The organism is Streptomyces sp. NPDC057694 (assembly GCF_042799415.1).
Lineage (GTDB): Bacteria > Actinomycetota > Actinomycetes > Streptomycetales > Streptomycetaceae > Streptomyces.
Map to the genome: position 1 here is coordinate 121525 of NZ_JBHVIX010000012.1, position 22823 is coordinate 144347.

General features: G+C 71.2%; 20 protein-coding genes, 1 pseudogene and 1 riboswitch. Of the genes and pseudogenes, 9 read left to right on the plus strand and 12 right to left on the minus strand.

Annotation, left to right across the window (positions count from 1 at the left end):
* Positions 1-132 precede the first annotated feature (132 nt).
* On the minus strand, positions 133-990 hold the full coding sequence (locus ACFVDP_RS24985; RefSeq protein WP_383493572.1) for a sulfurtransferase: 858 nt from the start codon (positions 988-990) through the stop codon (positions 133-135).
* A gap of 291 nt (positions 991-1281) precedes the next feature.
* Here ACFVDP_RS24985 and ACFVDP_RS24990 point away from each other — a divergent pair, with 291 nt between their 5' ends.
* Positions 1282-2058 (plus strand): VOC family protein, encoded by a 777-nt coding sequence (locus ACFVDP_RS24990; protein ID WP_383493575.1) that lies wholly within the window; start codon positions 1282-1284, stop codon positions 2056-2058.
* 34 nt (positions 2059-2092) lie between these two features.
* Here the strand turns inward: ACFVDP_RS24990 and ACFVDP_RS24995 are convergent, their stop codons facing one another.
* From ACFVDP_RS24995 to ACFVDP_RS25010, 4 genes are all read right to left on the minus strand, one after another.
* Positions 2093-2743 carry a thymidine kinase gene (locus ACFVDP_RS24995; RefSeq protein ID WP_383493578.1) on the minus strand — a complete coding sequence of 217 codons (651 nt, stop codon included), beginning with the start codon at positions 2741-2743 and terminating at the stop codon, positions 2093-2095.
* A gap of 59 nt (positions 2744-2802) precedes the next feature.
* A complete protein-coding gene (locus tag ACFVDP_RS25000) occupies positions 2803-3990 on the minus strand; it encodes an alkaline phosphatase family protein (RefSeq protein WP_383493581.1) in 1188 nt (395 codons plus the stop codon).
* Positions 3990-4577 (minus strand): DUF5998 family protein, encoded by a 588-nt coding sequence (locus tag ACFVDP_RS25005; RefSeq protein ID WP_383493584.1) that lies wholly within the window; start codon positions 4575-4577, stop codon positions 3990-3992. The genes ACFVDP_RS25000 and ACFVDP_RS25005 overlap by 1 nt, the downstream gene beginning before the upstream one ends.
* Positions 4578-4673: 96 nt before the next feature.
* Positions 4674-7490, minus strand: a complete 2817-nt coding sequence (locus tag ACFVDP_RS25010) for a GNAT family N-acetyltransferase (protein WP_383493587.1) — start codon at positions 7488-7490, stop codon at positions 4674-4676.
* A 200-nt stretch (positions 7491-7690) separates the two neighbouring features.
* Here ACFVDP_RS25010 and ACFVDP_RS25015 point away from each other — a divergent pair, with 200 nt between their 5' ends.
* Complete coding sequence (locus ACFVDP_RS25015; protein ID WP_030021209.1) at positions 7691-7972, plus strand: HPr family phosphocarrier protein; 282 nt, start codon at positions 7691-7693, stop codon at positions 7970-7972.
* 227 nt (positions 7973-8199) lie between these two features.
* Here the strand turns inward: ACFVDP_RS25015 and ACFVDP_RS25020 are convergent, their stop codons facing one another.
* The 4 genes from ACFVDP_RS25020 to ACFVDP_RS25035 form a co-directional block, all read right to left on the minus strand.
* The gene (locus ACFVDP_RS25020; protein WP_383493591.1) at positions 8200-8886 is read right to left on the minus strand and encodes a GntR family transcriptional regulator; all 687 of its coding nucleotides are present in this window, start codon (positions 8884-8886) and stop codon (positions 8200-8202) included.
* Positions 8887-9119: 233 nt separating this feature from the next.
* A complete protein-coding gene (locus tag ACFVDP_RS25025; RefSeq protein WP_383493594.1) occupies positions 9120-9908 on the minus strand; it encodes a M23 family metallopeptidase in 789 nt (262 codons plus the stop codon).
* Between the two features lie 12 nt (positions 9909-9920).
* Positions 9921-10080, minus strand: a riboswitch (cyclic di-AMP (ydaO/yuaA leader).
* Positions 10081-10332: 252 nt separating this feature from the next.
* Positions 10333-11700: a M16 family metallopeptidase gene (locus ACFVDP_RS25030; protein ID WP_383493920.1), complete on the minus strand. Its 1368-nt coding sequence runs from the start codon at positions 11698-11700 to the stop codon at positions 10333-10335.
* A gap of 17 nt (positions 11701-11717) precedes the next feature.
* Complete coding sequence (locus tag ACFVDP_RS25035; RefSeq protein ID WP_383493923.1) at positions 11718-13067, minus strand: M16 family metallopeptidase; 1350 nt, start codon at positions 13065-13067, stop codon at positions 11718-11720.
* 253 nt (positions 13068-13320) lie between these two features.
* Between ACFVDP_RS25035 and ACFVDP_RS25040 the strand changes: the two genes are divergently transcribed.
* Both ACFVDP_RS25040 and ACFVDP_RS25045 read left to right on the plus strand, forming a co-directional pair.
* Positions 13321-15786: a DNA topoisomerase (ATP-hydrolyzing) subunit A gene (locus ACFVDP_RS25040; protein ID WP_383493597.1), complete on the plus strand. Its 2466-nt coding sequence runs from the start codon at positions 13321-13323 to the stop codon at positions 15784-15786.
* A gap of 117 nt (positions 15787-15903) precedes the next feature.
* Positions 15904-16290, plus strand: coding sequence for a VOC family protein (locus tag ACFVDP_RS25045; protein WP_383493600.1), 387 nt, complete (start codon positions 15904-15906; stop codon positions 16288-16290).
* 14 nt (positions 16291-16304) lie between these two features.
* Here ACFVDP_RS25045 and ACFVDP_RS25050 read toward each other — a convergent pair.
* Together ACFVDP_RS25050 and ACFVDP_RS25055 are read right to left on the minus strand one after the other, a co-directional pair.
* Positions 16305-16427 (minus strand): annotated as a pseudogene (locus ACFVDP_RS25050) (IS630 family transposase); the annotation flags it as partial.
* A gap of 222 nt (positions 16428-16649) precedes the next feature.
* Positions 16650-17756: a CobW family GTP-binding protein gene (locus tag ACFVDP_RS25055; protein WP_383493603.1), complete on the minus strand. Its 1107-nt coding sequence runs from the start codon at positions 17754-17756 to the stop codon at positions 16650-16652.
* Positions 17757-18077: 321 nt separating this feature from the next.
* On the opposite strand from ACFVDP_RS25055, the gene ACFVDP_RS25060 reads away from it, so the two are divergent.
* The 3 genes from ACFVDP_RS25060 to ACFVDP_RS25070 all read left to right on the plus strand — a co-directional run bounded on the left by ACFVDP_RS25060 (position 18078) and on the right by ACFVDP_RS25070 (position 19187).
* Positions 18078-18575 (plus strand): DUF6082 family protein, encoded by a 498-nt coding sequence (locus tag ACFVDP_RS25060; protein WP_383493606.1) that lies wholly within the window; start codon positions 18078-18080, stop codon positions 18573-18575.
* A gap of 95 nt (positions 18576-18670) precedes the next feature.
* Positions 18671-18907 (plus strand): hypothetical protein, encoded by a 237-nt coding sequence (locus ACFVDP_RS25065; RefSeq protein ID WP_383493609.1) that lies wholly within the window; start codon positions 18671-18673, stop codon positions 18905-18907.
* A 52-nt stretch (positions 18908-18959) separates the two neighbouring features.
* On the plus strand, positions 18960-19187 hold the full coding sequence (locus tag ACFVDP_RS25070; RefSeq protein WP_383493612.1) for a hypothetical protein: 228 nt from the start codon (positions 18960-18962) through the stop codon (positions 19185-19187).
* Between the two features lie 68 nt (positions 19188-19255).
* On the opposite strand, the gene ACFVDP_RS25075 is transcribed toward ACFVDP_RS25070, so the two are convergent.
* Positions 19256-20425 (minus strand): citrate synthase/methylcitrate synthase, encoded by a 1170-nt coding sequence (locus tag ACFVDP_RS25075; RefSeq protein WP_383493615.1) that lies wholly within the window; start codon positions 20423-20425, stop codon positions 19256-19258.
* Positions 20426-20522: 97 nt separating this feature from the next.
* Between ACFVDP_RS25075 and ACFVDP_RS25080 the strand changes: the two genes are divergently transcribed.
* Positions 20523-21797 (plus strand): citrate synthase, encoded by a 1275-nt coding sequence (locus ACFVDP_RS25080; RefSeq protein ID WP_383493618.1) that lies wholly within the window; start codon positions 20523-20525, stop codon positions 21795-21797.
* Between the two features lie 27 nt (positions 21798-21824).
* Positions 21825-22751: a sucrase ferredoxin gene (locus ACFVDP_RS25085; RefSeq protein WP_383493621.1), complete on the plus strand. Its 927-nt coding sequence runs from the start codon at positions 21825-21827 to the stop codon at positions 22749-22751.
* Positions 22752-22823: the final 72 nt, after the last annotated feature.

The window sequence follows — 22823 nt, forward strand, 5'->3', positions numbered from 1 at the left end:
GGGGGGGGGGGGGGGGGGGGGGGGGAGGAGGGGGGGTTAGAAACCAACAGAAAGAGGAGGGGGGAGGGAGGGGGGGGGGGTTGGTCCTGGTTTTTTTCGAGCACTGGGTCCCCGACGGCGTTCTCGGGGCGGCTACTGCGGGTCGGGGCCCGTCGCCACGGGACGGGAGGCGTCCGCCGACCACTGCGACCACGAACCGACGTACAGCTGCGCGTCGATCCCGGCGACCGCGAGCGCAAGGACCTCGTGGGCCCCCGAGACGCCGGAGCCGCAGTAGACCCCGACCTGGCCCGGATCGCCGGTCGCGCCAAGCGACTTGAAGCGCTCGGCGAGTTCGGCCGCGGGGCGGAAGCGGCCGTCGTCCGCGACGTTCTCGGTGGTCGGGGCCGACACCGCGCCCGGGATGTGCCCGCCGACCCGGTCGATGGGCTCCACGTCTCCCCGGTAGCGCTCGGCGGCGCGGGCGTCCAGGAGCAGCCCGGAGCGGGCCAGCTCGGCCGCCGCGGCCGCGTCCAGGAGGCCGGTGGCACCGGGTGCAGGGTCGAAGGTGCCGGGCCGCGGCGACGGGCTCACGGTCTCCCGGGGGCCCTCCCAGGCGGGCAGGCCGCCGTCGAGGACCCGTACGGACGGATGCCCCGTCCAGCGCAGCAGCCACCAGGCGCGGGCCGCCGCCCAGCCCTGTCCGCCGTCGTACACGACCACGTCGCGGTCCGCCGACACGCCCGCCGCCCGCATGGCGGCACCGAACACGGCGAGGTCCGGCAGGGGGTGCCGGCCCGCCTCGGGGCCCGCCGCGCCCGCCAGCTCCCGGTCCAGGTCGATGAAGACCGCACCAGGGACGTGACCTGCCGCGTATGCGGCGCGGCCGTCGAATTCAGGGGCTCCGGAGGCCTTCGCGAGGCTGAGCTGCCAGCGGACGTCGAGCACGACGGGCGGCCGCTCCCCCGCCAACTCGCTCGCAAGTTCGGATGCGGTGATGATGGCATTCATGTGGGTCATCCTTGCTCATGCTCTGGCCCGAGCGCCCGCGTTCGGATAGCGTGCTCGATCGACTACACAGCGTCGACCGGTCGGTCACGGTCGGGTCATGGCGCGGCAACGTACGCGAAACACCGTTTCGGGCATCCTCTGCGAGGAGCCCGAAGGTTTCGGCGCGGCCAGGGAGCGCCGCGCGGCACGCAGTGCCACCATCAGCACGGGCGCGATACCGCGACACAAGGTGTGGGAGCCCGATGCAGGGCCCGAGGGTTCTGGTCCGAGAAGTCCGAGGAGAGAGTGACGATGACCGAGGCAGCAGCCCGGCGCGTGCCCGGCACCCCTTGCTGGGTGAGTCTGATGGTGCACGACATGGGGGCGACCCAGGACTTCTACGGGGCGCTGTTCGGCTGGGAGTTCAGGCCGGGGCCACAGCAGCTCGGCCCCTATGTGCGGGCCATGCTCGACGGTGCGGAGGTGGCCGGCATCGGTCAGCTGCCGCCCGAGCGTCAGCTGCCGATCGCCTGGACGCCGTATCTGGCCGCGGAGGACGTGGACGTGACGGCGGAGTCGGTGCGGCACTGCGGCGGCACGGTGGGCGTCGGTCCGCTGGACGCCGGCGAGGCGGGCCGGATGGCGATCGCCTCCGACCCGGTGGGCGCGGTGTTCGGGCTCTGGCAGGCGGCCTCGCACCTGGGCATGGCGGTGACCGGCGTGCCCGGCTCGGTGGTGTGGAACGAATTGGTGACGCGGGAGACCTCGAGCGTCGCCAAGTTCTACCAGGCGGTCTTCGGGTACACCGAGGAGGCCGTGGTCTCCGCCGATTTCGATCATCTGGCACTGTGCCTGGCGGACCGGCCGGTGGCGTCCGTGCAGGGTGTGGGGCACGCCCTGCCCCGTGATCGCGGCTCGCACTGGATGACGTACTTCGAGGCCGCTGATGTCGACGAGGCCGTGGAGCGGGTCGCCGATCTGGGCGGGCACGTGGTCCGGCCGGCGCGGGAGGGCTCGCACGGGCGGGTGGCCACGGTGGCGGATCCGGAGGGGGCGCGGTTCGCGCTCGTGGCGTCGCGGGAGGCCTGAGCCTGGCGCCGCCCCGGGGCCACGGGAGCGGCTCTCAGGCCGAGGCCACCGGCAGCACGTCGGGCGAGAGCACGGCGGCCCGTGCGCCCGCGCTCGTCATCCGGCGCCGGTGATGGCGGCGGCACAGGACCTCGTAACCGATCCGGTCCTCGGCCTGGTCGACGTCGCCGACGACGACCTGGGCGCCCTCGACCACCATCTCCCCGTTGACGGTGCGGGCGTTGTGCGTGGCGCGTGCGCCGCACCAGCACAGCGCCTCGACCTGGAGCACCTCGACGCGGTCGGCGAGTTCGACCAGCCGCTGCGAGCCGGGGAACAGCTTGGAGCGGAAGTCGGTCGTGATGCCGAAGGCGTAGACGTCGAGTTCGAGGTCGTCGACGATCCGGGCGAGCTGGTCGATCTGGCCGGGGGCGAGGAACTGCGCCTCGTCGGCGATCACATAGTCCACCTTGCCGCCCTGGGAGAGGTGGTCGACGACGTACGCGTACACGTCCAGGTCGTCGGCGACCTCCACGGCGTCGGTGACCAGGCCGAGACGTGAGGAGAGCTTTCCTTCGCCGGCCCGGTCGTCCCGGGTGAAGATCATGCCCTGGAGGCCGCGGGCAGAGCGGTTGTGCTCGATCTGCAGAGCCAGGGTGCTCTTTCCGCAGTCCATCGTTCCGGAGAAGAACACCAGCTCGGGCATGGAGGGTCGAGCACCTTTCGGGTCGCGGGGAGGGACGGGCGGAGGAGGCGGGCCGGGCTTCAGGAGCGTACTTCGAGGAGCGGTACGAGCTGTTCCGCCGGGGTCATGGAACCGTGGTTGCCCACCATCAGGGACTCCTTCGGCTCGCTCCGCGAGGCGATGATGACCACGTCGTCGCGGGCGGCGGCGATGACGTCGCCGAGCCGGTCGTAGACCCGCTGGTCGACCTGCGGTCCGAACCAGCCGGCGGCGATCGCCTCGTCACGGCTCGCGATCCAGAACTGCTCGCCGAGGACCTCGCGCCATACGGCGAGGACGTCGCCCTGGGCGCCGGGCACGGCGTAGACATGACGGGCGCGGCCCTCGCCGCCGAGCAGGGCGACGCCCGCACCCAGCTCCCAGTCCTCGTCGAAGTCGATCCGGGACTGCTCGTCGAAGGCGATGTCGACCATGCCGTGGTCGGCGGTGACGTACAGGGCGCTGCGCGGCGGCAGTTGCTCGGCGAGGCGCTGGGCGAGCCGGTCGACGTACATGAGCTGGCCGCGCCACGCGTCGGAGTCGAGGCCGAAGCGGTGTCCCTTGCCGTCGACCTCGCTGTAGTACGTGTAGATCAACGACCGGTCCCCCGCGGCCAGCTGCTCGGCGGCCAGGTCCATGCGGTCCTCGCCGGAGAGCCGGCCGTAGAACGAGCCGCCGCTCAGCGCGATCTTGGTGAGGGGCGTCGACTCGAAGGCCGGGGCGGAGACCTGGGCGGTGCGCACGCCGGCGTCGTGGGCGCGCTGGAAGATCGTGGGGTAGGGCTGCCAGGTCTTCGGCTTCGTCCACGGCTTCCAGCGGAGCTGGTTCATCAGCCGGCCGGTGTCCGGGTCGCGCACCGTGTAGCCGGGCAGACCGTGGGCGCCGGGCGGCAGTCCGGTGCCGACCGAGGCGAGGGAGGTCGCGGTGGTCGCGGGAAACCCGGCGGTGATCGGGCGGCCCGTGCCACCGCGCGAGGACGCTATGAGGGAGTGCAGGAACGGCGCCTCGTCGGGGTGCGCCTTCAACTGCTCCCAGCCGAGGCCGTCGATCAGGAAGACACAGGCCCGGTCGACGGGGGCCAGCTCGGCGAGGGCCGGGGTGCAGTCGGGTACGCCCAGGTGGGCGCCGAGGGTGGGCAGCAGGTCCGCGAGGGATCCGGTGCCGTACGCCGGGACGGGAGCGGTGTGGACGGGCAGCGGCTCTACGTCGTCCCAGGCGGCCTGCGTCATCAGCGTCCCGCGTCCGCGGTGGCCTCGGACAGGGACTGGGCGAAGGCCAGGGCCTGGCGCACGGTCTCCGGACCGTCGCCCGCCTCACTGACGCGCAGGCTCAGGTCGTCGGCCGTCGAGCTGCCCGTGTAGCCGTGGTCGGCCTCGCAGTTGGGGTCGCCGCAGGCGGCGGGCTCCAGGTCGAGGCGCGCGACGGCGCCCCAGCCGATGGTCAGGACGACCTCGCGGGGCAGGGTGCCCGGAACGTACTTCTCCGGATTGGCGACGACCCGGCTGAGCACGACCGACGAGATCCGGTCGAGCTTGACCGACTCCGTGGACGTCGTCGCGTACGGCGTCGGGGAGGTGGTGTCGGCCGCCTGCTCGTCGGTGTGGCTGACGATGAAACGGGTGTCGGTCAGGACCAGGACGGTGACATGACGACGGACCTCGTTCGCATCGAACGTGGTCTCCTGGTGGACGAGGTACGACGAGATCGGCTCGCCGCCGACCGCGGCCTCCACCGCCTCGGCCACGAGGGCCGGGTAATAGCCGCTGCGCTCGATCGCCGCTCGCAGCCCTTGGGTCGTCGTACTGGTCTTGGCCATGGGGTCCATCCTAAGGCCCGGGACGAGGCTGCCGATGCGCCTGTGGATAACTCTCCGTGAGGGCATTTCGATGCATGTGCCGGGGCGCGGGCCGGGTCAGTAGGCGGTGGGCAGGGTGCGCGGTCCCAGGTCGTCGCGGGCGGGCGGGGGCGCGAGCCGGACGGAGGCGCCGAGCACGCTGAGTCCCGACTGGGCGACCACGACCGGTTCGAGGGTGACGCCGACGACCTCGGGGTGATCGTCGACGAGCCGGGACACCCGCTGGAGCAGTTCCTCCAGCGCGGGGGTGTCGACGGGGGCGGCGCCCCGCCAGCCGAACAGGATCGGGGCCGTCTTGATCGAGCGGACCACCGCCTGGGCGTCGCGGTCGGTCACCGGGATCAGCCGGTGCGCGGTGTCACCCAGCAGTTCGGACGGAGCGCCGGCCAGGCCGAAGGAGAGCACGGCCCCGGCGGCGGGGTCGATGACGGCGCGGACGACGGTGTCGACGCCGCGCGGCGCCATGGCCTGGACGACCGGCCGCAGTTCGGCGGGTCTGCCGAGGCGGTCGGTGAGGTCCTCGTAGGCGCGGCGCAGGTCGTCCTCGTCGGCGAGGTCGAGGCGTACGCCGCCGAGGTCGGCGCGGTGGCGCAGGTGCGGGGCGGTCGTCTTCAGCACCACCGGGTAGCCGAGCGTGCGGGCGGCTTCGGCCGCTCGGTCCGGGTCGGGTGCGGACAGTGCGCGGCGTACGTCGATCCCGTAGTGGGACAGCAGTTCGTGGGCGTCCTCGGGGGCGAGGTCCGTGCCGCGCGGATCGTCCTCCTTGGCGAGCAGCCCGCTGATCAGGGCGGCGGCGCCCTGCTCGTCGACGCGGTCGTACTCGGGCACCTTTCCGGGCTCCGCCGCGTCGCGCCGCCACTGGGCGTACTTGGCGGCTTCGGAGAGGGCGCGGACGGCGCGCTCGGCCGCGGGGTAGGCGGGGATGAGGCGCGGGGCGCCCTCCGGGGTCCCGGCGATCGCGGGGGTCGGCCGCGACGGGGCGTTCGGCCCGGTGCTGGTCGCTGCGGAGAGCGCCTCGGCGAGGCCGCCGAGTTCGACGTGGACGACGAGCACGGGCTTGGTGGGGGCGGTGGCCGCGGCCGCGCTCAGGGCGGCGGCCAGCTCGGCGTCCCCCGTCGGGTCCTCCCCCACCACCGGCATCGCGGTGACGACGACGGCGTCGGTCTTGTCGTCGGCCAGCGCCTCCTCCAGCGCGGCCCGGAAGTCCGCCGCGGAGGCCAGTGTGGTGAGGTCGCGCGGTGTCTTGGGCCGCAGCCCCTCGGAGAGAGCGACGTCGTAGGTGAGCAGACCGAGCGACTCCGAGTTGCCCACGATGGCGACGCGCGGGCCCGCGGGCAGCGGCTGGCGTGCCAGCAGAAGTCCGGCGTCGACGAGTTCGGTGATCGTGTCGACGCGGATGACACCCGCCTGGCGCAGCAGGGCGGAGACGGTGGCATAGGGCAGTCGTGTGGCGCGGACCGCGTGCCCGGTCGGCGCGATGCCGCTGTGCCGGGCTCCTTGCACGACCACGAGCGGCTTGGCGGCCGCCGTGCGGCGGGCCAGGCGCGTGAACTTGCGCGGGTTGCCGATCGATTCGAGGTACATGAGGGCGACGTCGGTGTCGGTGTCGTCGTACCAGTACTGCAGGACGTCGTTTCCGGAGACGTCGGCGCGGTTGCCCGCCGAGACGAACGTGGAGACGCCCGTGACTCCGGTGACGCCGCCGCCCCTGCGGTGCAGCCGGGACAGCAGGGCGATGCCGATGGCGCCGGACTGGGCGAACAGGCCGATGCGTCCCGCGCGGGGCATCTCGGGGGCGAGCGAGGCGTTGAGCCGTACTTCAGGAGAGGTGTTGACCACCCCGAACGCGTTCGGCCCGATGATGCGCATCCCGTAGGTGCGTGCCTGGCGGACGAGTTCGCGCTGGCGCTCCCGGCCCTCGGCGCCGCTCTCGGCGTATCCGGCGGAGACGACGACCAGGCCCTGCACCCCGCGGGCGCCGCATTCGGCGACGACCTCGGGGACCTGCGGCGCGGGCACGGCGACGACGGCCAGGTCCACGTGCTCGGCCGGGTCGATGTCGCCCACGGAGCGGTGGGCGGGCACCCCGTCGACGCCGCTGCCCTCGATGACGTCGGTCGGGAACGCCTTGTTCACGGCGTAGAGGCGGCCGGTGAAGCCGGCGTCCTTGAGGTTGCCGAGAACGCTGCGGCCCACTCCTCCGGCCGTGCGTCCCACGCCGATCACGGCGACGGAGCCGGGGGCGAGCAGGCGCTGCACGGAGCGGGCCTCGGCGCGCTGCTCGCGCGCGTGCTGCACGGCGAGGGACGCCTCGGTGGGCTCGATGTCGAACTCCAGGCGGACGACGCCGTCCTCGAAGCTGCGCTTCTGTGTGTATCCGGCGTCCCGGAACACCTTGATCATCTTGGTGTTGGCGGGCAGCACCTCGGCGGCGAACCGGCGGATGCCGCGCTCACGCGCGACGGCCGCGATGTGCTCCAGAAGGGCGGACGCGACACCGCGCCCCTGATGGGCGTCCTGGACCAGGAAGGCGACCTCGGCCTCGTCGGCCGGGGCGGAGGCGGGCATCCCGTGCGCGTTGATCCGGTCGTAGCGGACCGTCGCGATGAACTCGCCGCCCACGGTGGCGGCGAGACCGACCCGGTCCACGTAGTCGTGATGGGTGAAGCGGTGCACGTCCTTGGCGGACAGGCGCGGGTAGGGCGCGAAGAAGCGGTAGTACTTCGACTCGTCCGAGACCTGCTCGTAGAAGCTGGTCAGCCGCTCGGCGTCCGCGGTGGTGATGGGCCTGATCCGGGCGGTGCCGCCGTCGCGCAGCACCACGTCGGCCTCCCAGTGGGCGGGGTAGGCGTGCCGGTCCGACGGGGTCTCCATGCCGCAAGGGTAGGGCCGAGCACCGACAGACGGAGGGGGCGCGTGTCGCCGTCTTACGGGTCGCGGCCCGCGCGCGTGGGAGGCAGGCTGAAGGAGGCCGAAGGGCCGTGCGCGTACGGGACGTGGGTCCGCGTCGAGCACGGACCACGGTGTGTGAGAATGGTCTAGACAACTGTGAGACACCTGAAGGGCAGCATCACATGGCTGAGCGCCGCGTCAACGTCGGCTGGGCCGAGGGCCTCCACGCCCGTCCCGCCTCCATCTTCGTCCGCGCGGCCACGGCGGCCGGCGTCCCCGTGACGATCGCCAAGGCCGACGGCAACCCCGTCAACGCCGCCTCCATGCTCGCGGTGCTGGGCCTGGGCGCCCAGGGCGGCGAGGAGATCGTGCTGGCCTCCGACGCCGAGGGCGCGGACGCCGCGCTCGACCGTCTGGCCAAGCTGGTCGCCGAGGGGCTCGAGGAGCTTCCCGAGACCGTCTGACCCCACAGCGTCTTTCGACGGAGCCGCGCGTTTCCCCCCGGAGCGCGCGGCTCCGTCGTTTTTTGTCTCGACGGCACTGTGCACCCTTTTACCGCTCGACGGAATTTCCGCACCCCGGAAAGCGCAGGGGAAATCAACGGCGCCGAATGCGGCACTAAAAAGGGCAGCGGAAAACAGGTCGCGACCCATTCCGCGAATTGTGTACTTCTTTGTATACGGTGCCCCTGTTAATGCTGGAGCCCCGCCGTGTTTACGGGATGTTGCGAAGTCCTCACACGCTCGCCCGCGCGCGGGACGCGCAGTCGGTGCGCCGCCGTCGCGCGCTCGGCGTGCTGGGCCGTCAGGACGCGGGCCCGCTCGGCGTCACCGCGGGCCACGGCGTCGACGATGGCACCGTGCTCGGACCAGGATTCGGCGGGCCGGCCCGGGGTCTCGACCGCGTACATCCATGCGATCTTGTGCCGCAGCTGGGTGAGCAGGGTGATCAGTCCGGGGCTGCCGGAGGCCTGCGCGAGCGTCTCGTGGAACCAGCTGCCCAGCGAGCGCAGGTCCTCGCTCTGCCCCCGCCTGGAGCGCTCCTGCCCCAGCCTGACCAGGCCGCGCAGCACTTTGAGGTGGGCTTCGGTGCGGCGCTGGGCCGCGCGGGCCGCACCCAGCGGTTCGAGCAGCATGCGGATCTCCAGGAGGTCGGCGGCCTCCTGCTCGGTGGGCTCGGCGACGCAGGCGCCCGCGTGCCGCCGCGTGACGACGAACCCTTCCGCCTCCAGGGTGCGCAGCGCCTCACGGACCGGGACGCGCGAGACACCGTAGCGCCGCGCGAGCAGCTCCTCGGTGAGCCTGCCGCCGCGCTCGTAGACACCCGCGACGATGTCGTCACGGATCGCCGTGCATACCGAGTGCGCGGGAATGCGCATGACCCGACCTCCGCCTTAATCCCCGCGAAACGCGGTCGATTGACGCCCGTACAAGCACGATTGACGTCCGGTCAGCGCGCTTGCCCAACGACTCTATTCCACCGCGCTTGAATTTCCGACGGCAGCCCGGAATCCAGGGATATTTTTTGGACACCGGCGGTCTGCTCAGGACAGGCAACGCGAAAGCCCCGGCTCGGCGAGCCGGGGCTTTCGGGCGATGCTGCGGGAGTGCGTCAGACGTTCACGCCGTGCGAGCGCAGGTACGCGACGGGGTCGATGTCCGAGCCGTAGTCGGGGCCGGTGCGGGCCTCGAAGTGGAGGTGCGGGCCCGTCGCGTTGCCGGTGGCGCCGGAGAGGGCTATCTGCTGGCCCGGGGTGACCGACTGGCCGACCGAGACTCCGATGGACGACAGGTGACCGTACTGGGTGTACGTACCGTCGTTCATCTTGATGACGATGTTGTTGCCGTAGGCGCCGCCCCAGCCGGCCTCGACGACGGTGCCGGAGCCCACGGCGTGGACCGCGGTGCCGCTGGCGGCGTGGAAGTCGATGCCCGTGTGGCTGCCGGAGGACCACAGGCCGCTGCTCGCCTTGTAGGCGGTGGAGACGTACGAGCCGGAGATGGGCGCCACGAAGGAGTTGAGGCGCTTGCGCTCGGCCTCACGGGCGGCGCGCTCCTTGGCCTCGCGCTCCTTCTTGGCCTTCTCCTCGGCCTTGCGCTTGGCCTCCTCGGCCCGCTTCTTGGCCTCGGCCTCCGCCTTCTCCTTGGCGGCGGCCGCGTCGGCGGCCTTCTTCTGGGCGGTGGCCTGGGCGTCGATCTGGTCGGCGAGGGAGTCGCCGATGGAGATGGCCTGCGTCAGGTTGTTCTGCTCTGGGGCCGCGGTGTCCGCGGCGAGCGCGGGGGCGGCGAGGCCTCCGACGACACCGGTCGTGGTGAGCGCGGCGACACTCGCGACCTGCGCGGTGGTACGCGTGATGCGGCTCGGACGACGGTGCTTCCCGGTGGCACGGGTGAACGCCATGAAGAGGCTGATCCTTTCCTTCCCTCTCGCCTACCGGGTTAGCTGACGGGTTCGGAGCAGGAAGGTCTCCTACGGGCCACTCCTTGCGGGAGGGGTCCGATTCACCCCAGGGACTGCGGTGGGTCCCCGGCTCCCCTGGCTCGCGCCATGGGGGACTCGGCGATGGCTGCCCGGTGACGCGGGCGCGGCACGGGTGCGGCGGACAGCCGGACCGACGCTAAGCGGGACATCTTTTAATCAACAAACGGATCCCGGCTTTTGTCGCGCATGCCACAGGGCAGACAGGCAACCTCCGCACCATTTCGGACATTTACGAAGCGTGGCGATCGCGTTTGCGTACGTGAGCGACATCACGGACACGACGGAGCCCCGGTGACCTCGCGGTCACCGGGGCTCCGAGGCGGTGCGGCTCGACGTGTCCCGATCAGCCGGAGACCACGGTCACTTCACCGATGCCGAGCGCCCTGACCGGCTCCTCGATCTGCGCGGCGTCGCCCACGAGGATCGTCACCAGGCGGTCCGCCGGGAAGGCGTTCACGACCGCCGCCGTGGCTTCCACGGTGCCCGTGTCGGCGAGCTGGCGGTACAGGCGGGCCTGGAAGTCGTCGGGCAGGTGCTGCTCGACCTGGTCGGCGAGGGTTCCCGCGACGTTCGCGGCGGTCTCGAACTTGAGGGGAGCCACCCCCACCAGGTTCTGCACGGCCGTGTCCCGTTCGGCGTCCGTCAGTCCCTCGGCGGCCAGCGTGCGCAGCACCTTCCACAGGTCGTCGAGCGCGGGACCGGTGTTCGGGGTGTCCACGGAACCGCTGATGGCGAGCATCGCGGCGCCCGTCCCGTCCGGCGCCGAGCGCAGCACCTGCGCGAAGGACCGCACCCCGTAGGTGTAGCCCTTCTCCTCGCGCAGGACGCGGTCCAGGCGCGAGGTGAGGGTGCCGCCCAGGCAGTACGTGCCGAGGATCTGCGCAGCCCACACCCGGTCGTGCTTGTCGGGTCCGATGCGGCCGATCAGCAATTGCGTCTGCACCGCGCCCGGACGGTCCACGATGACGACGCGGCCGGTGTCGTCGGCCGTGACGGGCGGGACGGGACGCGCCTCCGCGGTGTTCCCGGTCCAGGCGCCGAGCGTGTCGGCGAGCAGGCCGTCGAGGTCGACGCCCGTGAGGTCACCGACCACCACGGCGGTGGCGGTGGCCGGGCGTACGTGCTTCTCGTAGAAGGCGCGCACGGCCGCCGCGTCGATGGCGGCGACGGTCTCCTCGGTGCCCTGGCGCGGGCGCGACATGCGCGCGTCGGCCGGGAAGAGCTGCTTGGAGAGTTCCTTGGCGGCGCGGCGGGCCGGGCTGGCGCTCTCGTGCGGGATCTCGTCGAGCCGGTTGGCCACCAGGCGCTCGATCTCGCTGTCGGCGAAGGCGGGCGCCCTCAGGGCGTCGGCCAGCAGGGCGAGCCCCTTGGAGAGCCGGGAGACCGGCACTTCGACGGAGACCCGGACGCCCGGGTGGTCGGCGTGCGCGTCCATCGTGGCGCCGCAGCGCTCCAGTTCGGCCGCGAACTCCTCGGCGGAGTGCTTGTCGGTGCCCTCGTTGAAGGCCCGCGCCATGATCGTGGCGACCCCGTCGAGCCCCTTGGGCTCGGCCTCCAGGGGCGCCTCCAGGTTGACCTCCACGGCGACGACCTGCTGGCCGGGGCGGTGGCAGTGCAGAACGGTGAGGCCGTTGTCGAGCGCGCCGCGCTGCGGGGCGGGGAACGCCCACGGCCTGGCCTCGCCGGGCTGCGGCTGCGGGTGGAAGTCCATGCTCGCGAGCTGCTCGGTCACTGGCCCGCCTCCTCGTCGTTCGCTGCGGTCTCGTCGTCGGCCTCGGCGGGGGCGGTGGGCTCGTACACCAGGACCGCGCGGTTGTCGGGCCGCAGACGCGCCTGGGCGATCTCCCGGACCTCCTCGGCGGTCACGTCGAGGACGCGCCGCACTGCGGTGAGGGCGAGCTGCGGGTCGCCGAACAGGACCGCGTAGCGGCACAGTTCGTCGGCGCGGCCCGCCACGGTGCCGAGCCGGTCCAGCCACTCGCGCTCCAACTGGGCCTGCGCGCGCTCCATTTCCTCGGGGCTCGGGCCCTCCTCGGCGAACCGGGCGAGCTCCTCGTCGACGGCCGCCTCGATGACGGGCACCTCGACGTCACCGGACGTCTTCACGTCCAGCCAGCCGAGGGAGGGCGCGCCGGCGAGCCGCAGCAGACCGAAGCCGGCGGCGACGGCGGTGCGGTCCCGTCGTACGAGGCGGTTGTACAGCCGCGAGGACTCGCCGCCGCCGAGCACGGTCAGGGCGAGGTCGGCGGCGTCGCACGCGCGCGTGTTGTCCGCGGGGAGCCGGTAGGCGGCCATCAGGGCGCGGGCCGGCACCTCCTCCTCGACGACCTCGCGCAGCTGCTCGCCGATGACGTCCGGCAGGGCGCCGTCGCGCGGGGCCTGCTTGCCGTCATGGGTGGGGATGGAGCCGAAGTACTTCTCGACCCACGCGAGCGTCTGCTCGGGGTCGATGTCACCCACCACCGAGAGCACCGCGTTGTTGGGCGCGTAGTACGTGCGGAAGAAGCTCCGCGCGTCCTCCAGGGTGGCCGCGTCCAGGTCGGCCATGGAGCCGATGGGCGTGTGGTGGTACGGGTGGCCCTGCGGGTACATGAGGGCGGTCAGCTTCTCGAACGCGGTGCCGTACGGAACGTTGTCGTAGCGCTGCCTGCGCTCGTTCTTCACGACGTCGCGCTGGTTCTCCATCGACTCGTCGTCGAGGGCCGTCAGGAGCGAGCCCATGCGGTCGGCCTCCAGCCAGAGCGCCAGCTCCAGCTGGTGGGCGGGCATGGTCTCGAAGTAGTTCGTGCGCTCGAAGCTCGTCGTGCCGTTGAGCGAACCGCCCGCGCCCTGGACCAGCTCGAAGTGGCCGTTGCCCGGCACCTGCTTCGAGCCCTGGAACATCAGGTGCTCGAAAAGGTGAGCCAGGCCGGTACGGCCCTTGACCTCGTGGCGCGAGCCGACGTCGTACCAGAGGCAGACCGCCGCGACCGGGGTCAGGTGATCCTCGGAGAGCACCACGCGCAGGCCGTTGGCCAGCCGGTGCTCGGTCGCTGTCAGGCCGCCGGAGCCGGCCTCGGCGGTGGCCGTGTGACCCATGGGCATGTACGTCCCTTCGATCGCGGAAAGTGCAGAAGTGCTGCCAGTCCTGCCACTGTATGCAAGCGTGCTGATCCCTGGCGAAGTTCCCGTCCGGGCTACGCCGTGAGCGAGCGCACGGCCCCCTGGAGAGCACCGGACCGCACGGTACGGACGGGTCGCGAGCAGCGTTGTCAGTGGCGCGGTCCACAATGGACCGCGACAGTCCCTGTTTCATGTACCCGTTCATGTTGGTGAAGGAGCCGCAGCAGCGATGGCCCGCCGCAGCACGAAGACCCCGCGACCCGATGACGACGCTGCCTTCGAGGAGAGGATCCTCGACATCGACGTGGTCGACGAAATGCAGGGCTCCTACCTGGAGTACGCGTACTCGGTCATCTACTCCCGCGCCCTGCCCGACGCGCGCGACGGGATGAAGCCCGTCCACCGGCGCATCGTCTACCAGATGAACGAGATGGGCCTGCGCCCCGAGCGCGGCTATGTGAAGTGTGCCCGCGTCGTCGGCGAGGTCATGGGTAAGTTGCACCCCCATGGCGACGCGTCGATCTACGACGCGCTGGTGCGTCTGGCCCAGCCGTTCTCCATGCGCGTCCCGCTGGTGGACGGGCACGGCAACTTCGGTTCGCTGGGCAACGACGACCGCCCGGCCGCCATGCGGTACACGGAGTGCCGGCCGAACGCCGCGGCGGCGCTGATGACGGACTCGATCGAAGAGAACACGGTCGACTTCATCCCGAACTACGACGGCCAGGAGCAGGAGCCCGTCGTCCTCCCGGCGGCGTACCCGAACCTGCTGGTGAACGGCACGTCGGGCATCGCGGTCGGCATGGCGACCAACATGCCGCCGCACAATCTGGGCGAAGTGATCGCCGCCGCGCGGCACTTGATCAGGCACCCGGGCGCCGACCTCGACACGCTCATGAAGTTCGTCCCCGGTCCCGACCTGCCCACGGGCGGCCGGATCGTCGGCCTGTCCGGCATCAAGGACGCCTACGAGACGGGGCGCGGCACCTTCAAGATCCGCGCGACGGTCGCGGTGGAGAACGTGACGGCGCGCCGCAAGGGCCTCGTCGTCACCGAGCTGCCCTTCGCGGTGGGCCCCGAGAAGGTCATCACGAAGATCAAGGAACTGGTCGGCTCGAAGAAGCTCCAGGGCATCGCCGACGTCAAGGACCTGACCGACCGCGCGCACGGCCTGCGCCTGGTCATCGAGATCAAGAACGGCTTCGTGCCGGAGGCCGTCCTGGAGCAGCTCTACAAGCTGACGCCGATGGAGGAGTCCTTCGGTATCAACAATGTGGCGCTGGTGGACGGTCAGCCCCTCACCCTCGGCCTCAAGGAACTCCTCGAGGTCTATCTGGACCACCGGTTCACCGTGGTGCGCCGTCGCAGCGAGTTCCGCCGCGGCAAGAAGCAGGACCGGCTGCACCTGGTGGAGGGCCTGCTCGTCGCCCTGGTCGACATCGACGAGGTCATCCGCATCATCCGCTCCAGTGAGAACAGCGCGGAGGCCAAGCAGCGCCTCATCGAGCGTTTCTCGCTGAGCGAGATCCAGACCCAGTACATCCTGGACACGCCGCTGCGCCGGCTCACCAAGTTCGACCGCATCGAGCTGGACGCGGAGCGCGACAAGCTCACCGGCGAGATCGACGAGCTGACCGGGATCCTCGACTCGGACACCGAGCTGCGCAAGCTGGTCTCCACCGAACTGGCCGCCGTGGCGAAGAAGTTCGGCTCCGACCGGCGCACGGTGCTCCTGGAGTCCGCGGGCACCCAGGTCGCCGCCGTGTCGCTCCAGGTGGCCGACGACCCGTGCCGCGTGCTGCTCTCCTCGACCGGCCTGCTGGCCCGTACGGCGAACGGCGAGCCGTTCCCGGAGGACGACGGCGGCCGGCGCGTCAAGCACGACCTGATCGTGTCCGCGGTGCCGGCCACGGCCCGGGGCGAGATCGGCGTGGTCACCTCCGAGGGCCGTCTGCTGCGGCTGAACGTGATCGATCTGCCGCAGCTCCCGGACACGGCGTCCGCGCCGAACCTGTCCGGGGGCGCGCCCGTCACCGAGTTCCTGTCCTCCCTGGAGCCCGACGAGAAGGTCATCTGCCTGATGACGCTCGACGAGTCGTCGCCCGGCCTGGCCATCGGCACCGAGCAGGGTGTGGTCAAGCGCGTGGTGCCCGACTATCCGGCCAACAAGGAGGAGCTGGAGGTCATCACCCTCAAGGACGGCGACCGGATCGTGGGGGCGATCGAGCTGCGGACGGGCGAGGAGGATCTGATCTTCGTCACGGACGACGCGCAATTGCTGCGCTTCCAGGCGTCCATCGTGCGCCCGCAGGGCCGTCCCGCGGGCGGCATGGCCGGCGTCAAGCTGGCGACCGGCGCCAAGGTCATCTCGTTCACCGCGATCGACCCGGCGGTCGACGCGGTGGTGTTCACGGTGGCCGGCTCGCGCGGCACGCTCGACGACTCGGTACAGACGACGGCGAAGCTGACGCCGTTCGACCAGTACCCGAGAAAGGGCCGTGCCACGGGCGGTGTGCGCTGCCAGCGGTTCCTGAAGGGCGAGGACTGCCTGAGCCTGGCCTGGGCCGGCCCGGCGCCCGCCCGCGCGGCACAGAAGAACGGCACTCCGGCCGAGCTGCCCGAGATGGATCCGCGCCGCGACGGCTCGGGCGTCTCGCTGGCGAAGACGGTGGGGGCGGTGGCGGGCCCCGTCTAAAGGACGCTGGTCACGGGTGGTCGCGGGTCCCTTCCGGAGATCCGCGACCCGTTCCGCGGGGTGGTGTCGGGCGTCAGAGCGTGTCGCTCGATCTGCTGTTCCGTAGGCTCGGTCCCCATGGAGACAACGACGTCCTTCGTTCATCACCTCGGGGTGTTCGCCTCGGACTTCGAGGCAAGCGAACGGTTCTATACCTCTGCGCTGGAAGCTCTGGGGATCGTAGTCGGCTACCGTGCCGACGGCGTCGCCGAGTACTGGAGTCCGGAGCGGGACATGCCGTCGTTGTCCCTGGAACGCGCGGAGGGCGCCGTCACCACAGGGGTGCACATCGCGTTCGCCGCGGTCAGCCGGGACGCGGTGGACGCCTTCCACGCGGCTGCTGTAGCGGCCGGGGGCGCCTCCCGGCACGAGCCCCGCGCGTGGAGCGCGTACCGCGCATACTGTGCGTTCGTCAGTGACCCGGACGGCAACAACATCGAAGCCGTCCACAAGGAGACCTCCTGACGATCCGGTGCTGGTCAGGCTGCTGCAGCGACGGGGCGGCCTCCCCAGCGGATGCTTTTCTGGCTCCGAACGCGGGCGCGTTCACGACGTTGCGCCGCCAGGACGTCGGGGTGCCGGGCCTGAGCGTGTCGTCGCCGACCGAATAGCAGCCGTGGAAGTACGTGATCCCGTAAGTGCGGTGGAAGGTCGCCGGCAACCGGGCAGGCCTGCCCATCTGCGCCCGGGGGAACCGCACCGTGCTAGTACTGCCCCGGCGCACGACCCGCCGCAGCTTCTGCCCCTCCTGCTCGGTCAGCCTGCGAACCCTTACCAGCGCGAGAGGCACCAACACCACCCGGTGATGGTTTGCGGTCACAGCACTAGAGTCCCGCAGTCTCATCCGCGTCGGCCTCGTCGCCCTTGTCCTGCACGTAGCGGAGAACGCCCCACATGCCGTGCTCGTCCGCCGCGTGTGGGGCGTCGGCGGTTCCGCCGCGGCATGCGGCGAGTTCCGCGCGGAGCGCCGCCGCGTCGATGCCCGCGCCGATGAGGACGAGCTGGGTGAGCCGCGGCTCACCGCCATCCGGCCACGGCTCCGGGTAGAAGCGCAGGAACCGGCCGACGGCGTGCACGGCGTACCTGTTGCGTGGATCGCCGGCGCCGAAGTCGACGTAGCCCTTGATCCGGTAGAGACCCTCGGGCCTGCTGTCCAGAAAGGCCATCAGCCGACGCGCGTCCATGGGCGCTTCGGAGGTGAAGGCGACGCTCTCGTAGGCGTCGTGCAGATGCCCCGTGTGCGAGGCGTCCGTGGCGCCGTCGTCGTGCCGGTGCAGATCGTCGAACGACAGCTGTCCGATGCGGTCCTCACTGGGCCGGCAGTCGAAGAGCATCTCGGGATCGACACGTCCGTACGAGGCCGTGACGACAGCGGCGCGCTCCGCCCCGGCCCGGACGACACCGAGCACCCGCTCCCGCTCCACCGCGTCCACGCGGTCGCCCTTGTTCACGACGACGAGATCCGCGAGGCCCAGATGCCGTGTCACCTCCGGGTGCTTCTCGCGTGTCGCGTCGAACTCGGCGGCGTCGACGACCTCGACCAGACCGCCGTAGACGATCCGCGGATTCTCACTGGCGAGCACCATGCGCACCAGCTCCTGCGGTTCCGCGATCCCGCTCGCCTCGATCACGATGACGTCAATGGCGTGCACGTCATTGACGGGACGAGTCAACTTGTCCAGATAGACGTCAAGTTCACTCGCGTCCACGGCGCAGCACAGACATCCGTTGCCGAGCGACACGGTCGAGTCGCCCAGTTGTCCGGCGACCGCCATCGCGTCGATCTCGATGGCCCCGAAGTCGTTGACGATCGCACCGATCCGGGTACCACCACTGTGGTGGAGCAGATGGTTCAGGACCGTGGTCTTCCCCGAGCCGAGGAAGCCCGCCAGAACGACGACGGGGATCTGCGGCGGGTTCGCCTTGCTCAACGCGCGACCTCTCTCACTCCGGAGCACGACCGGCTCGGTGGCCGGATCTCGTACGAAGGACGACTGCCGCCCCAGGATACGAGCGCCGGAAAGGTCGCCCGGTGAACGATTGCTAACGCCGATCGCTGGGCAGATGTCAGGACATGGCGCCGGGGTGTGCGACCCGAGCTTCCCTCCGTGCGCCTCCTCTCCGCCCCCCTGCCGATCAGAGCCGCTCGGCATCCTGGGAGGCGGCAAGCGCACTGCCCACCGCTCGCCGGTCCCCGTCTTTGTCGACCCGCACCGACGACCGGCTCGTGGTCGCCTGAATCGGGGGTTGACATGGCCACTAAGAGTTATGGAGCACGAGCACTAGCCGCGCTGGCGGCCGGTGCCGGGACCGCCGCGGGGTCCGTGACCTCGCTGGTGGCGCACAGACGGCGGCACGCCGCCCTCACCGAGCAGCACCGGCTCCATTTCGATCTGCTCTGCAAGGCCATGGACGATCCGGCGCTGGCCGCCGTCCTCGACACGTACGAGGAACCGGTCTCTCCTGAGCAGCAGCGCCAGTACCTGTTCGCCAACGCGCTCTACACCAACGCCCTCTTCTTCCATCGCATCGGTGCCATGAACCGGCGCGAGCTCTACGGGCACCTCCGGGTGATCTGCCAGAACCCGATCGTCCGCGCCTACCTGACCGCCACCCGGCATCATCGCGCCAGCCTCGAAGGGACCTCCGCCGAAGCCGAGCTCGGCCGCATGGTCGAACAACTGCTCCAGGATCTGGAGGAGGCCGAGACGGATGAGTGGTGGGTGGTTGGCGAACCTCCTTGCGATTAAACCCAGTTGGCGTATCCCGCACGCTTCGAGAGGGTTCCCGAGCGGCTAATCTGTGCCCGCTCCTAACCCACCCAGCCCCAAGGACCGGGATCCTCTTGAAAATCGTGCGCCGCATCGGTGCGTCTCCCCGTCAACGCGGAAGCGCCTCTGGACAGACCTGCCCTGACATCTTCGAGCTCGCGGACGGCAACTTCGCGGTCATCGGGACGGATGCGACCGAGGCACTCGACGCCGAGTTGCCCACCGATGCCGCGCGGGCCGACTACGAGCGGATCGTGGTCATCACCCGCGACACTCTCGTGCGTGCCAAGGCGGACATCCCAGAGGTCTGATGGCTGCCATCAGGCCATCGGACCAAGCACTCCCGTCCCGCCGAGGTACACAGTGAACGCCATAGCCATGGCGCTGTCCGACGTGAACGAGACACTTACAGCCGTCGGCGGCTTCACGGCCGGCGCCGCCAGCCTGATCGTCGCCTGGGTCTCGGTCCGCGACAAGCGCCGCACCAGGAACGACGACTCCCCGCCACCACCGCCCGGCAGCGATACCAACGCATCGCCGGCCGGCACGGACTCCAGCACGGACCGTCCCCCGGACGGACCCACTCCCTGATCGGGACCACGCAGCCCTCGCGCGGTCGAGGTCCGGCAACCACCGTCGCCCGACCTCGACCGCACCGGTCACGAAACGACCGGCACCGCCACCGGCGGCTCCACCCCCACATAACGCGCCGCAGGCCGGATGATCTTCGAGTCCTGAGCCTGCTCAAGGATGTTGGCGCTCCAGCCGACGACCCGCGCCGCGGCGAACGTCGGCGTGAACATCGTGCGCGGCAGACCGCACAGCTCCATGACCACGCCGGCGTAGAACTCCACGTTCGTGTGCAGTTCCCGGCCCGGCTTCAGCTCGGCGAGGATCGCCTCGACATGGCGCTCGACCTCGACCGCGAACTCCACCAGCGGCCCGCCGAACCCCTCCGCGATCCCGCGCAGCATCCGCGAACGCGGGTCCTCCGTGCGGTAGACGGGGTGCCCGAAGCCCATGATGCGGTCGCCCGCCAGGACCCGCTCGCGGATCCAGGGATCGATGCGGTCCGGGGTACCGATCGCGTCCAGCGTGTCCAGCGCACGACTGGGCGCCCCACCGTGCAGCGGGCCGGACAGCGCCCCGACCGCACCGACCAGACAGGCCGCCACGTCCGCCCCGGTCGACGTGATGACACGCGCCGTGAATGTTGACGCATTGAAACCGTGGTCAATGGTGGAGATGAGGTACTGCTCTATGGCCCGCGCGTGCGCGGGGTCCGGCTCCGAGCCCGTCAGCATGTACAGGTAGTTGGCCGCGTAGGAGAGGTCCGCGCGCGGCTCCACCGGTTCGAGCCCCTCACCGAGCCGGTGCAGCGCGGTGAGCATCGTGGGAACCACGGCGGCCGCGGCGAGGGTGTCCGCGCGGCGCCGGTCGGCATCGATGTCGTAGACGGGCCGGAATCCTCGGGAGGCGCCGAAGAGCGACAGGGCCGTACGGAGCCCGGCGAGCGGCCCGGACAGGGAGCCGGCTCTGGCGATGGCGGGCAGCGCCGCGCGCACTTCGTCGGGCAGCGTGCGCAGTTCGGCGGTCTCACGGGCGAAGGCGGCCGACCGCTCGGCGTCGGGCAGTTCGCCGTGGATCAACAGGTGCCAGACGTCCTCGAAGCTGCGGCTCCGCGCGAGCTCGACTGCGGAGTACTGGCGGTAGTGGTAGAAGCCCTCGCGTCCCCTGACGTCCCCGAGCGTGGTGTCGGTGACGACGACACCGGCGAGTCCGCGCGGTACGTCGACGACGGGGGTGGCCGTGGTCCCGTTGATCGGCATGTTTCCTCCCTTTACTTGATTCGACTGTCCATGCTTGACTCAACTTCTGTCAATATTGATTGAATCAACCTATAGTCGTCCGGATACGGTGACGCACATGAGGGATCAAGAACCGGCACCGCCGGCCACCCATCAGGCTCGTCGACTGAGCACCAGGGAGACCGCCGAGCTGCTCGGCGTGAAGCCCGAGACCGTGTACGCGTACGTGAGCCGGGGGCAGCTCACGAGCCGGCGGGGCGAGGGGCGGCGCGGCAGCACTTTCGATGTTGCCGAGGTCGAGGCCCTGGCCCGCCGCAACAAGCGGGAGAGCACGGGAGGTTCGGCGGCGAACGAGCTGACGGTGCGCACCTGCCTCACCCTCATCGACGGTGACAGGTACTTCTTCCGGGGAGCCGATGCCGTGGAGCTCGCGAAGCGCCACTCCTACGAGGAGGTGGCGGAGTGGCTGTGGACCGGGACCCTGCGCCCCGGTGCGCGGTTCACCGCACCGAAGGAGTCACGCGCGGCGGCCCGGCGCGCGGTCGCCGCTCTGCCCGAATTCACCAGCCCCGTGGACCGGTTGCGGGTCGCGGCAGTCGCCGCCGCCACCGCGGACCCGCTGCGCTACGACCTGTCCGAGGAGTCCGTCCTCGGCGCCGCGCGCTCCCTCATCCCGACGCTCGCGACCGCTCTGCCCCTGGTGCGGTCCACCTACGCGGACGGTGAACCGATCGCGCAGCGGCTGTGGGGACGGCTGTCCCACAAGGTGCCCGCCGAGGCGTCACTGCGCGTTCTGGACATGGCTCTCGCGCTGCTCGCCGACCACGACCTGGCCGCCTCGACACTCGCCGTTCGCGTGGCCGCGTCGGCGCGGGCGCACGCGTACGCGGCCGTCTCCGCGGGTCTCGGCGTCCTGGAGGGGCCGCTGCACGGCGCGGCCAGCGGCCTGGCCCACCGGATGCTGCTGGACGTCCTGGACCGCGGCGGCGCCGGTCCGGTGGTCTCCGACGAGCTGCGCGCCGGACGCCGCGTCCCCGGGCTCGGACACCGTCTCTACAAGGGCGAGGATCCACGCGCCCAGGCATTGTTCGCGGCTCTGGAGGAGCTGCCCGAGGCGCAGCCCGCGCTGGCCGCGGCCCGCGACGTGGTGGCGACGACGGCCCGCCACACCGATCTGCACGCCAACGTGGACCTCGCGCTCGCCGTGTTCACGACCTCCTTCGGGATGCCGGCCGAGGCGGGCGAGACGCTGTTCGCCGTCGCGCGCACAGCGGGCTGGATCGCGCACGCCCTGGAGGAGTACGGGGAACGGCCGCTGCGGATGCGGCCCACGGGCCACTACGTAGGCGTGCGTCCGCCCCGGCCGCTGCCGACACCACCGGAGCAGGAGTGATCGCCGGAGCGGATTAGGCTGCCCTGTGTGAGTACGTGCACGACCGCCTCGCGGGACCTTGACGAACCTCTCGCAGGAACCGCGGCCACCGCCCGGACCTGGCTGCTGATCGAGCAGCCAGGCCCCTGGGGCGCCAAGGCTCTGACGTCCAGCCATCTGGACCCCGACGTGGGCCGCGCCCTTGAGGCTGCCGCCGACGGCACCGGCGTGCGCGTCGCACTCGTGCGCCGCCCCGGCCGGCACGCGGACCGCCACACACAACCCCGGCGGCAGGTGTACGTCGCCCACACCGCTCCGGGCGACGCCTGGCTGCGCAGCGCTGTGATCACTGCTCCCGAGGAGTTGCTCGCCCTCGACTTCGCGGCGCTCGGTGCGGGTGTTCACGGCGGCTTCGGCGCGCCCCACGAAGGTGCTCCGCTCGCGCTCGTGTGCACGAACGGCAAGCGTGACCGCTGCTGCGCCGTCCTGGGCCGGCCGCTCGCCTCCGAACTCGCGCTCTCCGGCGAGGAGGGCGTCTGGGAGGTCACCCACCTCGGCGGCCACCGCTTCTCCCCCACCCTCCTGGTGCTGCCGTACGGCTACGCCTACGGGCGGACCACCGCCGCAGAGGTGAAGGGGATTTTGGAGACGGTTCGCGCGGGCCGCGTCGTCACCGACGGGTGCCGTGGCAGCTCCGCCTGGGACCGTCCGGGTCAGGCGGCGGAACTCGCGGTGCGCCGGGCCGTCCGCGAGGATGCCGCCGACGCCCTCACCGTCGTCCGCACCGAAGCCGTCGAGGGCGACACCCCGCGCTGGAAGGTCACCCTCGCGCACGTCGACGGACGCCGGTGGCTCGTCACGGTGGCGCAGGGCACGTCCGCGCCGCCGCGCCCCGAGAGCTGCGGCGCCGCCCTCGGGTCACCGGCCCGCATGGATGTCGTGGCGATCCGTGAGGTCCCCGCGCCCCTAGGCTGACGCGACCGTGTCCTCGTACGGGTGCGGCTCCGGCCTCGTACGAGATCCGCGCCACAAGGGCTTCGACCGGGA

Bases quoted from the DNA above. Each gene is read 5' to 3' on its own strand.
- ACFVDP_RS24985 (WP_383493572.1), bottom strand. From the start codon at position 990: ATGAATGCCATCATCACCGCATCCGAACTTGCGAGCGAGTTGGCGGGG.
- ACFVDP_RS24990 (WP_383493575.1), top strand. From the start codon at position 1,282: ATGACCGAGGCAGCAGCCCGGCGCGTGCCCGGCACCCCTTGCTGGGTG.
- ACFVDP_RS24995 (WP_383493578.1), bottom strand. From the start codon at position 2,743: ATGCCCGAGCTGGTGTTCTTCTCCGGAACGATGGACTGCGGAAAGAGC.
- ACFVDP_RS25000 (WP_383493581.1), bottom strand. From the start codon at position 3,990: ATGACGCAGGCCGCCTGGGACGACGTAGAGCCGCTGCCCGTCCACACC.
- ACFVDP_RS25005 (WP_383493584.1), bottom strand. From the start codon at position 4,577: ATGGCCAAGACCAGTACGACGACCCAAGGGCTGCGAGCGGCGATCGAG.
- ACFVDP_RS25010 (WP_383493587.1), bottom strand. From the start codon at position 7,490: ATGGAGACCCCGTCGGACCGGCACGCCTACCCCGCCCACTGGGAGGCC.
- ACFVDP_RS25015 (WP_030021209.1), top strand. From the start codon at position 7,691: ATGGCTGAGCGCCGCGTCAACGTCGGCTGGGCCGAGGGCCTCCACGCC.
- ACFVDP_RS25020 (WP_383493591.1), bottom strand. From the start codon at position 8,886: ATGCGCATTCCCGCGCACTCGGTATGCACGGCGATCCGTGACGACATC.
- ACFVDP_RS25025 (WP_383493594.1), bottom strand. From the start codon at position 9,908: ATGGCGTTCACCCGTGCCACCGGGAAGCACCGTCGTCCGAGCCGCATC.
- ACFVDP_RS25030 (WP_383493920.1), bottom strand. From the start codon at position 11,700: ATGGACTTCCACCCGCAGCCGCAGCCCGGCGAGGCCAGGCCGTGGGCG.
- ACFVDP_RS25035 (WP_383493923.1), bottom strand. From the start codon at position 13,067: ATGGGTCACACGGCCACCGCCGAGGCCGGCTCCGGCGGCCTGACAGCG.
- ACFVDP_RS25040 (WP_383493597.1), top strand. From the start codon at position 13,321: ATGGCCCGCCGCAGCACGAAGACCCCGCGACCCGATGACGACGCTGCC.
- ACFVDP_RS25045 (WP_383493600.1), top strand. From the start codon at position 15,904: ATGGAGACAACGACGTCCTTCGTTCATCACCTCGGGGTGTTCGCCTCG.
- ACFVDP_RS25060 (WP_383493606.1), top strand. From the start codon at position 18,078: ATGGCCACTAAGAGTTATGGAGCACGAGCACTAGCCGCGCTGGCGGCC.
- ACFVDP_RS25075 (WP_383493615.1), bottom strand. From the start codon at position 20,425: ATGCCGATCAACGGGACCACGGCCACCCCCGTCGTCGACGTACCGCGC.
- ACFVDP_RS25080 (WP_383493618.1), top strand. From the start codon at position 20,523: ATGAGGGATCAAGAACCGGCACCGCCGGCCACCCATCAGGCTCGTCGA.